We start from the raw sequence: 13672 nt of genomic DNA, 5'->3' as shown, positions 1-13672 counted from the left end.
CGCTAAGGCGCCTGATAATTGAACGTTGCGGTAAATCTTTTGGTTGTTTGCCCGGCGAACGCCTCGCTCGGGAACGGCTTCACTGAACTGATGCTTTGCAGGCTGCTCATCGCCGCGCGGTTCAGCAGCATGCTGGCGGCTTTGTTGGCGATGCCGGAAGAGAGCACCCGCCCGCTGCGATCGACCTCCAGCCACACTTCGACGTTGCCCTGCGGGCGCTCGAGCGAGGCCTGGCGCCCGCTCGGGTAGCGCTTGCGCTGTTCCAGCTCGCGGCGCAAGGCCAGCAGATAGCCGTTTTCAATCGCCTGCGCGTTCACCTTCGGCGCCGCCGGGGCGGCCGGTGCGGGCTGCGCCGCCGGTTTGCTCACCAGCGCGCGCGGGGCGGCAGGCGCCGGCGTCGCTTTAGGCTTCTCTACCGGTTTGGCTTTCTCCTTCACCGGTTTGGGTTTGGGCTTCGGCTGCGGTTTCGGCACCGGCTTGGCTTCCACGATCGGTTCCGGCGCCGGCACGACCGGTTCGGGGATCGGCTCCGGCTCGGGCAGCGGCGGTTCGGGCTGGGGTTCCGGCGGCGTTTCCGGTTGGGGTTCCGGCGCCGGTTCAGGCTCCACCAGCGCCAGTTCGATGGCGGTTTCGTCGTAGCGCGGCTGGATCTTCAGCGCCGCCTGCTGGCTGGCGAACAGCAGGCAACCGGCGACAATCAGCGCCGGCAGCCAGCTGAAAAGATGACGTGAGCGATAGAGCAGATACATGTCACAGCTTCCGTGTCGCGATGGAGACGGAGAGGAAACCGCCCTGGCGCAGGTTGTCCATGACCGCCACCAGCCGCTCGACCGCCACGCCCTTGTCGCTGTTGACGATGATGGTGGTGGTCTGGTTGGCCTGCTGCTGTTGCTTCAGCGTGTTGACCAACGCGTCGAGCGCAATCGGCTGGCCATCCAGCTGCAGCTGCTCGTCGGCCCCCAGCGTGACGATCGCTTTTTTCTGCGGTTTCAGCTGCTGCGCGCTGCCGGCAGACGGCAGCTGCGTTTTCAGCCCGAGCGCCGGAATGACGTTCAGGCTGATCAAGACGAAAAACACCAATAAAAACATCATCACGTCGATCATCGGGATCAGCTCGATGTGCGCTTTATTCTTTTTCGGTTCGTTCCAGTTACGCATGACACTCCCTCCCAAAAGCGAAGCAGCCAATATAGGAGGGGTTTGTTTACCTTTTGTTACGCTTGTGTGATCTTATTTTCACAGTGTGGATTTTTTGCGAGAATTCTTTCAATGACGGGAGGCGAGCACGGAGATATAACCCATTAATTAGCTATAGTTTTTAATGGAATAATCACAGGGCGAACGCACTCGCCTAACGGGTAGCAGAGCCTGAAATGTGAAAATAGTGACAGCCACAGCGGGCCCACGGCAACGACAAGAAGAAATCGCCTCAGCCCGTCCGCAATAAGGGCATGATGGGGTTTCCAGTGATATCGCCTTTTTTAACCAAGAATATTCTCAACCCCTGTCATAAAAATATCGACAGAAAATAAATAGTCGCATATATAACCAAACAATATTCCTCATTGGATATATTATTGCCAACAGATTATCAGCTGTTATATTTTTAAAGTGGAATAGCGCCACAGCGTTATTCTCGGTATTAATTAACCCCACTAAGTCACCCTTTTATTTATAAGGATTGTATATGAAAGTACTTAGTCAATATGAAGAGCAGTACGTTAGCGGTGGCGATCTGAACGCGGCCTGGGATGGGTTGCTGGACGGCGCCATGACCGGCGCGCTGATTGCAGGCAAATCCGCAGGGGCCGGCGGCTTTATTGCCGGTGCCGTCGGCCAACTGGTCGGTACCATCATCGGCGGCGTCGCAGGCGGTGTGGGGCTGGGGCTGTATGGCCTGACCCATACGCAGCAGGAAGTGGCGGACTACGCAAAACATTTCCGCGAAACTATCGGCTCCACCTCGACCTCGGTCGGCGGCAGTCTGTAAGCACGAATAGATAGTCACCCCCGCGGTGGCTATTTATTTTATTGCCGCCCTCCCCCTACGCCGCCCGCTGAACGCTTGACCATTATCGCATCCCGGTATTCTTTCAAACCTGCGGCTATCGCGTCGGTATTTAATTGCGAAACCATCCACGGGCTGAAACCAAAAGGCGTTAATTTTACCGCCGCCATTAAATGATTGAGCTCGACCCAGGCATAATCCGCGACCTCATCCGGATTGCGATGGAGCGCGCCTTTTATTTGCGCGGCAAATACCGGGCAAACTTCATTTTCCATTACGCCGGACGCATCGGTAGCCTGATAGCTGAAAGCTTCGCTCAGCAGCGTTATCTGCTCCACCTCCGTGCCCAGTTCAACCTGGGCACGGCGCATCACCGCCTGTGCCAGCGCCTCTTGCGGCAAGGGATGGCCGCAAAAGGAATTGGTCCAAACTCCCGGCCAGGCGGTTTTACTCAACGCACGTCTTGTGGCCAGCACGTTGCCCTCTGGGGTAAAGAGGTAGCATGAAAAGGCCAAATGCAGCGGCGTATGGTGCGTGTGCACCTGATTTTTCGGCATCGTTCCGCAAGGCTGCCAGGCGGCATCAAGCAAAACGACGTCTTCGTTATTCATCATCGCGATTTCCATCTAAAGACGGGCTCTTGCCCGTCTTTGGGTTCATTTCGTCAAAAGAGTAGGAATGGCCGGCACTTCCGGCGCATTATCGATATCCTGCTGAGTCATGCGAAACTCAGGCGGATAATGCTCCCGTTCCGTTCTGCGGGCGGGTTCGGTATTCCGCCAGGTATAAAGACAGTGCTGGCACTGGTATACCGTCCATACGCCCTTGACCGGTGAATGCGCCATGACGTCTATCTGTTTATCGGCACAACGAGGACAAATCATAGGAGCTCCTTAAGGACGGTTAGCCAACATGGCGGTTAATTTATCCACCCACAGGGCGGTCTCAGGTAAATCCTTGACCGGCTGACTGTAGTGGCCACGCGCATCCGGAGCCACCGGCGTTGTCGCGTCGATGATCAATTTGTCGGTAATCCCCGCAGGGCTGGAGCCGGGATCCAGTTCCAGCACGGACATGTTCGGCAATTGCACCAGATCGCCGGCCGGGTTGACCTTGGCGGACAGCGCCCACATGACCTGCGGCAGATTGAAGGGATCGACATCCTCATCGACCATGATCACCATTTTCACATAGCCCAATCCGTGCGGCGTGGTCATTGCCCGCATCCCCACCGCGCGCGCGAAGCCGCCGTAACGCTTTTTGGTGGAAATGATGACGAGCAGCCCGTGGGTATACATCGCATTGACCGCCTGCACTTCCGGAAACTCGGCTTTCAGCTGCTGATACAACGGCACGCAGGTGGCCGGCCCCATCAGATAGTCGATTTCTGTCCAGGGCATGCCCAGATACAGGGATTCAAAAATCGGCCGTGTTCGGTAAGAAACCTTATCGATACGCACCACCGTCATGTTGCGGCCGCCGGAATAATGGCCCGTAAATTCGCCGAACGGGCCTTCAATCTCGCGCTTGCGGCCTTCAATCACCCCTTCGATGATCACTTCAGACCCCCACGGCACATCGAAGCCGGTCAAAGGGGCCGTTGCTATCGGATAGGGGCTTTCGCGCAGCGCGCCGGCCATCTCATACTCCGACTGATCGTATTTCAACGGCGTCGCTCCCATCAGCGTAATGATGGGATCGTTGCCCAGCGTAATGGCAATCGGCAGATCCTCTCCGCGCTCTTCGGCTTTACGCAGATGCAGCGCGATGTCGTGCATCGGCACCGGTTGCAAACCCAGCTTGCGTTTGCCCTTCACCTCCATACGGTAAATGCCGACGTTTTGCTTGCCGAAATGAGCGGGATCTTCAGGATCACGGGAAACGACGCAGGCCTTATCCAGGTAAAAACCGCCGTCGCCGTCGTTTAGGCGAAACAACGGCAGGATTTCAAACAGATTAATCTCCTCGCCGTTGACCTCATTCTGCGCCCAGGGCGGATTATCGCGGCGCTCTGCAGAGACAGGGAAATGATCCCAGCGGCGAATATACTCATCGATTTGCTGTTTCACCGGCGTGGTCGGCGGCAGGCCCAGCGCGATGGCGTGATTCTGCCATGAGCCGAGGGTGTTCATCACCACATGCGCATGTTCAAAGCCTTTAATGTTCCTGAATGCAATGGCGGGGGCGCCCTCACCGATTCTTCCGGTGGCGTTGGCCGCCGCGGCGATATCCGGTTCCGCCTGCACCTCCTCGGCAATGTCAAGTAATTGCCCGGCCTTATCCAATGCCGCCAAATAACTTCGAAGATCGTCATAAGCCATATTTAACCCTCCTGACTGTAAACCTCTTTTTTTAATCCAGCCCAGCGTTTTGCCCGGCTGTAATCAAGGCCAAACTGGTCCAGAACCCGTGCGACAATATGATCGGTGACGTCATCAATATGAGTGGGATGGTTATAATAAGCGGGCATCGGGGGGACCAATGAAACGCCCAGCTTCGAGAGCGCCAGCATATTTTCCAGATGGATGGCGCTCAGCGGCGTTTCCCTTGGAACCAACACCAGCTTCCGCCCTTCTTTAATCATGACATCCGCCGCTCGGCCAATAAGCCCCTCGGCATAACCCGCGCGAATTCCCGCCAACGTTTTCATGCTGCAGGGAATAATGATCATGCCATCCATGCGAAATGAACCCGAGGAGATCGTGGCGGCCTGGTCGGCCGCACTGTGTGTGACATCAGCCATCGCCATCACGTCACGTAGGCTGTGGTTTGTTTCAAGCTCAATGGTCTTTTTGGCCCACCGGCTCAAGATCAAATGCGTCTCTATACCTTCGATATCTTTCAGGGCCTGGAGAAGCGCCGTACCGAGCGGTGCCCCGGTAGCACCCGTCATCGCGATCGTTAATCTCATGCCTACCTCGACAAAGTTCGTATACGAACAATATGCCAAATCTAGTCCTGGGATCGAGATAAAACAAGCGGGCAAGATGTAACCGTTCGTAAACGAACGACCTGCCAGGGCAAGTATCTCTCAGCGGTCAGTTTTGTTATATTGATATTATTGCTCGCTTTTTTCCTCTTAAGGAATAAACGTATGAACAGAACGCTGGCCAATACTTTTTTCCATCTCATCCGCGAGTTGCTTCAGGATCATAGTTCGCAATGGCAGAAATCGCTCCCTGAACTCAGTAAACAGCAATATTCCATTCTGGCCACCGTTTCAGAAACTCCGGGTATTGAGCAAATCGAGTTAATGGAGGCGGCAATCAGCAGTAAAGCCGCGCTGGCTGAATTACTCAGCCGAATGGAAGGGAAAGGTCTGTTAAAGCGTGAAGCGGGCGAGCAGGACAAGCGCCGCCGATTTATTTACCTGACGCCTGCGGGACAGGCGCTGTTCGAAGCCAGCCGCCCAATCGCCGACGCGATTGATAACAGGTACCTTGAACGGGTCAATAAAGAGCAATATGAGTCGGCGCTTTTCGCTTTACAGACGATGGTGGGAAAAAAATAAATTAACCCTCTCGGCAGAGATAAAGATTCAACAGCCATAAAAAAAGACGCCCGCAGGCGTCTTTTTATCGCGTTCACTGAAGCCCGAGGCGATCAGTTCACTTTCACCGGCATACCGGAACGGGCCTTGATCGCCGCGTCCACTTCGCTCTGGTTGACGCCGGCGTCCATCAGTACTTTGCCGACCGGCGCGGAAATGGTCAGCGGCACCGGATCTTTGGATTGCAGCTGCTCTTCGTTGGCCGACAGCGGGTTGTGCACTTCCACGTAGCGCGAGCCGTCCGGTTCGACGGTGGCTTTCATCGGTTCGTTGATGAACTGCACGCGGGTGCCGACCGGCACTTTCTCGAACAGGTACTTGATGTCGTCGGCGCGCAGACGCACGCAGCCGTGGCTCACGCGCAGGCCGATGCCGAAGTTGGCGTTGGTGCCGTGAATGGCATACAGGCGGCCAACATACAGCGCATACAGCCCCATCGGGTTATCCGGGCCGGCCGGGAACACCGCAGGCAGGATTTCACCGTCGGCCGCATATTCGGCGCGCATCTTGGCAGTCGGCGTCCAGGTCGGGCCGTCTTTCTTGCGCTGTACGGTGGTGGTCCAGTTCAGCGGGGTGTCTTTACCCAGCTGGCCGATACCGATCGGCAGCACCACCACGGTGTTGGACCCTTTCGGGTAGTAGTACAGACGCATCTCGGCGCTGTTGATGATGATGCCTTCACGCGGCGCGTCCGGCAGGATCAGCTGCTGCGGGATGGTCAGGGTGCTGCCGGCCTTCGGCAGGAACGGATCCACGCCCGGGTTGGCCTCCAGCATGTTGCTCAGCCCCATCTGATACTGGGCGGCGAAGCTTTCCAGCGGCAGTTTGCTGTCTTCCGGTACGGTGATTTGGATATTCTCGCCCACCAAACGGCTGTCTTTTGGCGGCAGCGGGTAGACGACGGCGAAGGCAGCCTGGCTGAATGCAACCAGTGCCGTAAACAGGGTTAATAACGCGCGAATGCTCATTTTCATCTTCGTGTTGGTCAAGGCCACTGGCGATTATGGGTATCGGTTTCTACGGCCACTTTACCCCGTTGCATTTCAGCCGGCAGCCAACGGCGCTGCGGCCTGAAAAACCAGGGGGGATTTGACCGGATGCGCATTATATGTGCACATCAATCAAAGTGTGAACCATTACCGATGTAATATCGCAATTTTTTGTAACCTGACGCGCCACGAAGGCGACTTTTTGCGAGAACCGCCGCCTAACCGGCGGCGGCCAACGCTTCCACCCGCCGAATAGGGATCAGATATTCGCAGCGGATCGCCGCGCCGCCGAGCGGGCAGCTGCCCTCCTGCGCCGGGTAGAAACGCTCAATATCCTGCCCCGGCCGGCGGACGGCGTTCATCTGCGGCATCGCGGTGTCGTACAGCCGCACGATAAAGTTTTGTAACCCTTCCGCCTGCCCTTGATAGGTGAAACGGGCATACTCCCCCTGTTCGATAGTCACCCGCTCCCCCATCGCCCCTTCGTCCGGCAGAGCGGCGGTATAGGCCATGCGCGGATTACCCCGGCGTTGCCTGTCGACCTCCAGACTGGTGAGGCCGTATACCACCTCCGGCAGCGCCTGCGGCTGCAGCAGCTGCCGCCAGGCGTGGCGGCGCAGCTCGCACTTGGAGGCCGCCAGCTGCCCCAGCGTAAAGCTGCGGCGCTGGGTGTTGCCCACCAGCTGCATGGCGGGCAGCGTCACGATGTCGGCCTGCGGCAACGGCGTTTCGGTCAGCCGCAGCGGCGGCTGCAGGCCGTAGCTCGACCAATCCTGGCTGCGGCGATAGCTGGCCGGCGGCAGACCGAACTGTTTGCGGAAGCAACGGGTGAAGGTCTGCTGCGAATCGAACTGGTAAGTATCGGCGATGCAGGCCACGCTGGTGCCAGTCAGGCGCAGTTCGCGCGCGGCGGCGGTCAGCCTTCTGCGGCGGGCGTAAGTGCCGAGAATATGGCCGGTATGTTGCTTGAACATCCGCTGCAAATGCCACTTGGAGTAGCCGGACTTGGCGGCAATGTCGTCCAGCGTCAGCGGCTGATCCAGGCTCTGCTCGATCCAGGCCAGCAGCTGTTCAATCACCTGTTGCTGGTGCATGGTATTCCCCTTATTTTAACAATAACGTCTGCGCCAATACCCGCCCTGCGGCTTCATCGGCGGCCACCAGCACCGGATAGCCCCAGAACTTGGCGCCGTATTCGGCGAATTCTTCCGCCGCCGCGCGTTTGGCGTCGTCCGGTTCCAGCATGATCATGCCTTTCACCCACAGCTTCAGCGCCTCACGGTTATCGCGCTTCCACAGCGCGACCTGGGTGCGGGCATCGCGGTCATGTTCTGGTTCTTCATCGCCGACGCTGCGGTCGGTCATCAGGACAAAGGGTTCGGCGCGCGCCAGCAGCGCGCTGAATTCGGCCAGTTCGGCCTGGGTATCGCGCCCGTTTTGGCGCATCCATACCAGCGGAAAATCGGCGGTATCCAATGACATAATCAGTTTCCTCAGGAAATGGTTTAGGACTGGCGCTTACTTTATCGGCACCGGCGCTAGACCACATTGCGCAATCAGGACATAATACTTTTCAATTCCGCCAAATTGAGAATTATTCTCATGAAAGTACAGATCCCCCGCCACTGCCTGGATATCGATCAGGTGCCGCGCCCGCTGTTTGCCCTGCAAGGTTCAACCCTCGAGCAGGACTGGGAAGTCGAGCCGCACCGCCATCAGAAGGCGCAGCTGATCTACACGGTACGCGGCATGATCCGCTGCGAAGTGGAAAACGGGCTGTGGCTGGTGCCGCCGCAGTGCGCGCTGTGGATGCCGGGCAACGTGTTGCACAACGCCCAGGGCGCCGGCTCCACCGAGGCCTACTGCCTGTTCGTCGATCAACATGCCGCCGCCGGTCTGCCGCAAAACTGCTGCACGCTGTCGGTCTCGCCGCTGCTGCGCGAGCTGCTGCTGCAGGCCAGCACCTTCGAGCCGCTCTACGACGAACAGGGCGCCGAAGGGCGCCTGACGGCGGTATTGCTGGACCAGCTGGCGGCCGCGCCGATCGAGAACCTGCATCTGCCGGTGTCCGACGACGCGCGCATTCGGCAGTTGACCGAAGGCATGCTGAGCAGCCCGGCGGACAAATCCACCCTCGGGCAGTGGGCGCAGCGCATCGGCATGAGCGAGCGCTCCCTCAGCCGCACCTTGCAACAGCAGATGGGCATGAGCTTCGGCCACTGGCGGCGCCAGCTGCACGTGATGCTGGCGCTGCAGCGCCTGACGCAGGGCGAGAGCGTACAGACGGTGGCGCTGGATCTGGGCTACGAGAGCGCCAGCGGCTTCGTCACCATGTTCAGAAAGGCGGTAGGCAAACCGCCGGCGCGCTACCTGGCGGAGCGAAACGCCTCTGGAGAGACCCTGGGCGGCGCAATTACCATGTGAAAAAGCCGGCGCAGGCGCCGGCTTGAAGCAGGTGAGAATCAGAAATCGTAGAACACCGTAATCCAGGTGGAGTCCGGCTCGTTGTCGCTGCTGTTGGCCAGCGTGCGCTCCACATACACCGACAGTCCGTAACCGATGGTGGTGCCCGCGCCGAGGTAAACGTGGTTGGCGTGATACGCCTCGTCACCTTTCAGCCGCAGCGAGTCCGCCGCCACGTAAGGCTGGATCGATTTGAGGAATGGCTTGTCGATATTGAAGGTGTAACCGACGAAGCCTTCCAGCCCGTAGCCGTCACCGGCGAAGAAGTGCGACAGCGTGCGCTGGCGGGTGCTTGGCACATAGTCTTTGTAGTAGCTGGCGGTGCCGACGATGTACCAGTTGTTCGGCTGCCAGGTCAACGCGGTGCCGGACAGCTGCTGGTGATAATCCTTTTCGCTGTACAGATTGTCTTTGATCTTCGCGTCGGTATAACTGTAGGCCGCGCTGAAGGTGAAATCTTTCGTCACCTTGTAATCGAAGCCCAACCCGCCCCCGCCCTTGCGGCGATAAATCAGGTTATCCGCGGTGTGCAGATCGTCTTCCGGCAATAAATAGTTGGCATACAACGTTACCGGCCCAAAATCATTGGTGTACTTGATGCTGTTTTTCGGTTTATTGCCGCCGTCATAATCGCCGGAAATACCGATGCCGGTGCCGCCCGCATGGCCATCGTTATCCCAGACGTCGCTTTTGATGCCGACCACCGAATAATAGATGCCGTATTGATGGCCGTAGGTCAGGGTGCCGTAACGATCGTCTTTGAAACCGGCGTACAGCTGGCGCTGATAGTCGCGCTTGCCGTCTTCGTTATAGTGCCCGTCCCAGCTGAGCGCGTGCGCCAGATCGACGCCCCACTCGTAATAGCCGATGATCGAAGTGTCCTGCGTCAGCGCATAGTCGCCGCTGAAGCGAAAACGCGTGCCGCCGTCGTGGCCGTTTTTGTCATAGCCCGGCTCAGGGCCGTTATTGAAGATCCACTCGGGGCGAATGCTGCCGCCCACTTTTATACTGAGCGGCGCCAGCAACACATTGCTCTGCGGGTTTTTATCCAGAATGGTGATCTCGGCCTGTGCGCCGGCGGATAACGCCGACAGCAAGACGCCGCCAATGAATATTGGCGTTGTATTTTTTCTCATTATTACCCCTGCCCGAAAAAATTATTGTTATAAACACGGTGATCTTAAGCCACGCAGAAATAATTAACCGATGTGAACAGCGCACGCAAGATATAAAATTTCACGCCATAACCTGTCATTATTTCAGGTTGGATTTAATTTCAGCAAAAACGTGTTAATCTGTAACGCAGAGAAAAATAATGTAATAACCGCAGCACGAAATAAACCAATCCGCACTTTTCACCCAAAATAAACCGGCGTGATTATCCGGGAATAAAGATAGCAAATAACAAATAAATATTATTGCCGCAGGTAAACCGTCACGCAGGGGAATTAACTGATGGCGGGAAATAACGACGGAGCGCATTGCACGCTCCGAGAGAGAATTCACTACTGCGCCAGCCAACCGCCGTCCATGTTCCAGGCGGCGCCGCGCACCTGCGCCGCCGCATCGCTGCACAGGAACAGCGCCAGCTCGCCGAGCTGCTCTGGCGTAACGAACGCTTGCGAAGGCTGCTTCTCCGCCAACAGCTCATCGCGCGCCCGCTGCGGGTCGGTTCCGGCGGCAATGCGTTTGTCGATCTGCTGCTGCACCAGCGGCGTCAGCACCCAGCCGGGGCAAATGGCGTTGCAGGTGACGGGCGTGCGCGCGGTCTCCAGCGCCAGCGTCTTGGTCAGCCCCACCACGCCGTGCTTGGCTGCCACATAGGCCGACTTGTCTTTCGACGCCACCAGCCCGTGCACCGACGCCACGTTGATGATACGCCCCCAGTTGCGTTCGCGCATCCCCGGCAGCGCCAATCGGCAGGTGTGGAACACCGCCGACAGGTTGATGGCGAGGATGGCGTTCCATTTCTCCACCGGGAACTGATCCAGCGGCGCCACGTGCTGAATGCCGGCGTTGTTCACCAGAATGTCCACGCCGCCGAACTCGCGTTCGGCATACTGCATCATGTCCGCTATCTGGCCCGCATCGCCGAGATCGGCGCCGTGATACCCCGGCGCGGCGCCCAGCCGCGCGACCTGCGCTTGCGCCTGCTCCACGTCGCCGAAGCCGTTGAGGATCACGCGCGCGCCGGCGGCGGCCAACACGGACGCTATCCCGAGGCCGATGCCGCTGGTCGAGCCGGTCACCAGCGCGGTTTTGCCTTGTACACTCATGGTATCGCTCCTTTAAACAATGCCGGTCAGGTAGAACACGCCGATCACGAACAGCACCGCGGCGCTCTTGATCAGGGTGATGGCGAAGATGCCGCCGTAGGCCTGCCGGTGGCTGAGGCCGGTGATCGCCAGCAGGGTGATCACCGCGCCGTTGTGCGGCAAGGTGTCCATGCCGCCGCTGGCCATCGAGGCCACCCGGTGCAGTACCTCCAGCGGAATCTGTGCCGCATGGGCGGCGGCGATAAAGCTGTCGGACATCGCCGCCAGCGCGATGCTCATGCCGCCGGAGGCCGATCCGGTGATGCCGGCCAGCAGGGTAACGCTGATCGCTTCGTTCAGCAGCGGATTGGGGATCGCCGACAGCGCCTGCGACAGCACCAAAAAGCCCGGCAGCGCGGCGATCACCGCACCGAAGCCGTATTCGGAGGCGGTGTTCATCGCCGCCAGGATCGCGCCGCCGACCGCCGTCTTGCTGCCTTCCGCCAGCCGGCCGCGAATATTGCGAAAGCCGAACACCACCACCAGCAGAATACCCGACACCAGCGCCGCTTCCACCGCCCAGATGGCAGTGATCTTCGCCACGTCGGTGGTGATCGGCTTGGCCAGCCCCGGCAACGTCAGCTCGTGGCTGGCGCCGTACCACTGCGGGATCCAATGGGTGAAGCCAAGGTTGAATACCCCGACCAAAATCAGCGGCAGGATGGCGATCAGCGGGTTCGGCAGGTTGATGTCGTCCGGGGTTTCCGGCTCGTTCAGCAGATCGGAGCCGTACCCTTCTCCCTTCAGCTGCGCCTTGCGCCGCTGGCGTTCAAGATACAGCAGACCGACCGCGATGATGAACAGCGAGCCGATCAGCCCCAGCCACGGCGCGGCCCAGGCATTGGTGCCGAAGAAGCTGGTCGGGATGATGTTTTGGATCTGCGGCGTGCCCGGCAAGGCGTCCATGGTGAAGGAGAAGGCGCCGAGCGCCACGGTGGCCGGGATCAGCCGCTTGGGGATACCGCTCTGGCGGAACAGCTCGGCGGCGAACGGATAGACCGCGAACGCCACCACGAACAGCGACACCCCGCCGTAGGTCAGCAGCGCTGCACACCAGCACGATCACCGGAATGGCGTGACGCCGGCCGAGAATGCGGATCGCCGCCGCGACGATCGAACGGGAAAAGCCGGACAGCTCGATCAGCTTGCCGAACACCGCCCCCAGCAGGAACACCGGGAAGTAGAGCTTCACGAAGCCGACCATCTTCTCCATAAACAGCCCGGTGAAAGTCGGCGCCACCGCGCCGGGATCGGTCAACAGCACCGCGCCCAGCGCGGCGATCGGGGCGAACAAAATCACGCTGTAGCCGCGATAGGCGGCCAGCATCAGTAATCCCAGTGCTGCCAGGGCAATCAAAACGCTCATCGGTCACCTCAGTATCGTTGTTATTGTCAGGTACGGAGTGCGAAATTACGGTTTCAGCGCAAAGCGCAGCTGATGCGCCCGTCGCCGTTGAATGCGTTCCCTGCGTGCGTCATCCCAAAGATAAAATCCCCGGCCGCTGCGCTGGCCGGTATCGCCGCGCTGCAGCCGCTGTTCCACCAACGCCATCATCTCGTCGCCGGTCGCCAGTTCCGGGAACAGGTGGCGAGCGATGTCCGCCACCGTCGGCAGCCCGGTCATGTCAGCGGCCTCCAGCGGGCCGACCATGGCGTAGCGCCGCCCCAGCGAGGCGCGCATCACCTGATCCACCACCTCGGCGCTGGCGATGCCGCTGTGGACGATGTGCAGCGCCTCGCGCAGCACCGCAAACTGCAGCCGGTTGCCGACAAACCCCGGCGCGGCGCGCTCCAGCAGCACCGCCTCCAGCGCCATCCCGCCGAGCAGCGCCTGCACCGCCGCCAGATGGCGCGGATCGGTGGCGCGGCCGGGCACGATCTCCACCAGCGGGATCAGGTGCGGCGGGTGCCAGAAGTGGGCGATCAGCAGGCGCTGCGGGTGGGTCATGCGCGCCGCCAGCTCGTCCGGCGGCAGGCCGCTGGTGTTGCTGGCAATCACCGCGTCGTCGGCGATCAGCCCTTCCAACTGCTCATACAGCGCGTGCTTCAGCTCGAGCCGTTCCGGGATCGCCTCAATAAGCAGCCGGGCGCGCGCCACGTCGTTCAGCTCGCCGGTCACGCGCAGGCGCGCCAGCGCCGCGTCGCGCTCAGCGTTATCAAACTGCCCGACGTCGCTCAGCTCGGCCAGAATGCCGCTCGCCACCGCCGGCGCCTCCACCCGCCGCTGCGGATCCGGGTCATACAGCAGCACCTCATGGCCGTGGCGAATAAAGTGGGTGGCGATGCCCACCCCCATCAATCCGGCGCCCAGTACCGCATAGTCAGATGACTGCATCGTGCCCTCCTC

The 13672-nt window shown here is 59.5% G+C and carries 15 protein-coding genes and 1 pseudogene; 3 read left to right on the top strand and 13 right to left on the bottom strand.

Going from position 1 to position 13672, the window contains the following annotated elements:
- Nucleotides 1–2: 2 nt before the first annotated feature.
- The gene (locus ACJ8QI_RS15700) at nt 3–749 is read right to left on the bottom strand and encodes an energy transducer TonB family protein (protein ID WP_060422172.1); all 747 of its coding nucleotides are present in this window, start codon (nt 747–749) and stop codon (nt 3–5) included.
- A gap of 1 nt (nt 750) precedes the next feature.
- Nucleotides 751–1158 (bottom strand): ExbD/TolR family protein, encoded by a 408-nt coding sequence (locus ACJ8QI_RS15695; protein ID WP_038878355.1) that lies wholly within the window; start codon nt 1156–1158, stop codon nt 751–753.
- Nucleotides 1159–1687: 529 nt separating this feature from the next.
- Here ACJ8QI_RS15695 and ACJ8QI_RS15690 point away from each other — a divergent pair.
- Complete coding sequence (locus ACJ8QI_RS15690) at nt 1688–1990, top strand: DUF5862 family protein (RefSeq protein ID WP_004933246.1); 303 nt, start codon at nt 1688–1690, stop codon at nt 1988–1990.
- 38 nt (nt 1991–2028) lie between these two features.
- Here the strand turns inward: ACJ8QI_RS15690 and idi are convergent, their stop codons facing one another.
- From idi to ACJ8QI_RS15670, 4 genes are read right to left on the bottom strand one after another with little or no spacing between them, the layout of a single operon-like run.
- Entirely contained in the window at nt 2029–2622 is a 594-nt protein-coding gene (gene idi, locus ACJ8QI_RS15685) for an isopentenyl-diphosphate Delta-isomerase (RefSeq protein ID WP_084827889.1), read from the bottom strand.
- Nucleotides 2623–2664: 42 nt separating this feature from the next.
- A complete protein-coding gene (locus tag ACJ8QI_RS15680; protein ID WP_442532788.1) occupies nt 2665–2892 on the bottom strand; it encodes a non-oxidative hydroxyarylic acid decarboxylases subunit D in 228 nt (75 codons plus the stop codon).
- 9 nt (nt 2893–2901) lie between these two features.
- Nucleotides 2902–4329 (bottom strand): non-oxidative hydroxyarylic acid decarboxylases subunit C, encoded by a 1428-nt coding sequence (locus tag ACJ8QI_RS15675; RefSeq protein WP_180548083.1) that lies wholly within the window; start codon nt 4327–4329, stop codon nt 2902–2904.
- A 2-nt stretch (nt 4330–4331) separates the two neighbouring features.
- Nucleotides 4332–4919 carry a non-oxidative hydroxyarylic acid decarboxylases subunit B gene (locus tag ACJ8QI_RS15670; RefSeq protein WP_442532787.1) on the bottom strand — a complete coding sequence of 196 codons (588 nt, stop codon included), beginning with the start codon at nt 4917–4919 and terminating at the stop codon, nt 4332–4334.
- 183 nt (nt 4920–5102) lie between these two features.
- Between ACJ8QI_RS15670 and ACJ8QI_RS15665 the strand changes: the two genes are divergently transcribed.
- A complete protein-coding gene (locus tag ACJ8QI_RS15665; RefSeq protein WP_442532786.1) occupies nt 5103–5519 on the top strand; it encodes a MarR family winged helix-turn-helix transcriptional regulator in 417 nt (138 codons plus the stop codon).
- A gap of 92 nt (nt 5520–5611) precedes the next feature.
- On the opposite strand, the gene ACJ8QI_RS15660 is transcribed toward ACJ8QI_RS15665, so the two are convergent.
- The 3 genes from ACJ8QI_RS15660 to ACJ8QI_RS15650 form a co-directional block, all read right to left on the bottom strand.
- The gene (locus ACJ8QI_RS15660) at nt 5612–6532 is read right to left on the bottom strand and encodes a L,D-transpeptidase family protein (protein WP_038878352.1); all 921 of its coding nucleotides are present in this window, start codon (nt 6530–6532) and stop codon (nt 5612–5614) included.
- A gap of 233 nt (nt 6533–6765) precedes the next feature.
- The gene (locus ACJ8QI_RS15655) at nt 6766–7641 is read right to left on the bottom strand and encodes a helix-turn-helix domain-containing protein (protein WP_033652832.1); all 876 of its coding nucleotides are present in this window, start codon (nt 7639–7641) and stop codon (nt 6766–6768) included.
- A 10-nt stretch (nt 7642–7651) separates the two neighbouring features.
- Nucleotides 7652–8029 (bottom strand): hypothetical protein, encoded by a 378-nt coding sequence (locus tag ACJ8QI_RS15650; protein WP_084826896.1) that lies wholly within the window; start codon nt 8027–8029, stop codon nt 7652–7654.
- Between the two features lie 120 nt (nt 8030–8149).
- Between ACJ8QI_RS15650 and ACJ8QI_RS15645 the strand changes: the two genes are divergently transcribed.
- Complete coding sequence (locus ACJ8QI_RS15645; RefSeq protein ID WP_019453262.1) at nt 8150–8971, top strand: AraC family transcriptional regulator; 822 nt, start codon at nt 8150–8152, stop codon at nt 8969–8971.
- 38 nt (nt 8972–9009) lie between these two features.
- Here the strand turns inward: ACJ8QI_RS15645 and ACJ8QI_RS15640 are convergent, their stop codons facing one another.
- The 4 genes and pseudogenes from ACJ8QI_RS15640 to ACJ8QI_RS15625 form a co-directional block, all read right to left on the bottom strand.
- Nucleotides 9010–10146: a porin gene (locus tag ACJ8QI_RS15640; RefSeq protein WP_038878347.1), complete on the bottom strand. Its 1137-nt coding sequence runs from the start codon at nt 10144–10146 to the stop codon at nt 9010–9012.
- Between the two features lie 369 nt (nt 10147–10515).
- On the bottom strand, nt 10516–11286 hold the full coding sequence (locus tag ACJ8QI_RS15635) for a 3-hydroxybutyrate dehydrogenase (protein WP_049202335.1): 771 nt from the start codon (nt 11284–11286) through the stop codon (nt 10516–10518).
- A 12-nt stretch (nt 11287–11298) separates the two neighbouring features.
- Nucleotides 11299–12691, bottom strand: a pseudogene (locus ACJ8QI_RS15630) (GntP family permease).
- 45 nt (nt 12692–12736) lie between these two features.
- Nucleotides 12737–13660, bottom strand: a complete 924-nt coding sequence (locus tag ACJ8QI_RS15625; protein WP_060422138.1) for a 3-hydroxyacyl-CoA dehydrogenase family protein — start codon at nt 13658–13660, stop codon at nt 12737–12739.
- Between the last annotated feature and the right edge of the window lie 12 nt (nt 13661–13672).

The organism is Serratia sp. CY84636 (assembly GCF_052166245.1).
Taxonomy (GTDB): Bacteria; Pseudomonadota; Gammaproteobacteria; order Enterobacterales; family Enterobacteriaceae; genus Serratia; species Serratia nevei.
The sequence above is the reverse complement of the archived record's forward strand: the minus strand, read 5'-3'. Positions and strand labels throughout refer to the sequence as shown.

What these genes read in the sequence shown, in the direction of transcription:
- ACJ8QI_RS15700 (WP_060422172.1), bottom strand. Translation starts at nt 749, where the DNA reads ATGTATCTGCTCTATCGCTCACGTCATCTTTTCAGCTGGCTGCCGGCG.
- ACJ8QI_RS15695 (WP_038878355.1), bottom strand. Translation starts at nt 1,158, where the DNA reads ATGCGTAACTGGAACGAACCGAAAAAGAATAAAGCGCACATCGAGCTG.
- ACJ8QI_RS15690 (WP_004933246.1), top strand. Translation starts at nt 1,688, where the DNA reads ATGAAAGTACTTAGTCAATATGAAGAGCAGTACGTTAGCGGTGGCGAT.
- idi (WP_084827889.1), bottom strand. Translation starts at nt 2,622, where the DNA reads ATGATGAATAACGAAGACGTCGTTTTGCTTGATGCCGCCTGGCAGCCT.
- ACJ8QI_RS15680 (WP_442532788.1), bottom strand. Translation starts at nt 2,892, where the DNA reads ATGATTTGTCCTCGTTGTGCCGATAAACAGATAGACGTCATGGCGCAT.
- ACJ8QI_RS15675 (WP_180548083.1), bottom strand. Translation starts at nt 4,329, where the DNA reads ATGGCTTATGACGATCTTCGAAGTTATTTGGCGGCATTGGATAAGGCC.
- ACJ8QI_RS15670 (WP_442532787.1), bottom strand. Translation starts at nt 4,919, where the DNA reads ATGAGATTAACGATCGCGATGACGGGTGCTACCGGGGCACCGCTCGGT.
- ACJ8QI_RS15665 (WP_442532786.1), top strand. Translation starts at nt 5,103, where the DNA reads ATGAACAGAACGCTGGCCAATACTTTTTTCCATCTCATCCGCGAGTTG.
- ACJ8QI_RS15660 (WP_038878352.1), bottom strand. Translation starts at nt 6,532, where the DNA reads ATGAAAATGAGCATTCGCGCGTTATTAACCCTGTTTACGGCACTGGTT.
- ACJ8QI_RS15655 (WP_033652832.1), bottom strand. Translation starts at nt 7,641, where the DNA reads ATGCACCAGCAACAGGTGATTGAACAGCTGCTGGCCTGGATCGAGCAG.
- ACJ8QI_RS15650 (WP_084826896.1), bottom strand. Translation starts at nt 8,029, where the DNA reads ATGTCATTGGATACCGCCGATTTTCCGCTGGTATGGATGCGCCAAAAC.
- ACJ8QI_RS15645 (WP_019453262.1), top strand. Translation starts at nt 8,150, where the DNA reads ATGAAAGTACAGATCCCCCGCCACTGCCTGGATATCGATCAGGTGCCG.
- ACJ8QI_RS15640 (WP_038878347.1), bottom strand. Translation starts at nt 10,146, where the DNA reads ATGAGAAAAAATACAACGCCAATATTCATTGGCGGCGTCTTGCTGTCG.
- ACJ8QI_RS15635 (WP_049202335.1), bottom strand. Translation starts at nt 11,286, where the DNA reads ATGAGTGTACAAGGCAAAACCGCGCTGGTGACCGGCTCGACCAGCGGC.
- ACJ8QI_RS15625 (WP_060422138.1), bottom strand. Translation starts at nt 13,660, where the DNA reads ATGCAGTCATCTGACTATGCGGTACTGGGCGCCGGATTGATGGGGGTG.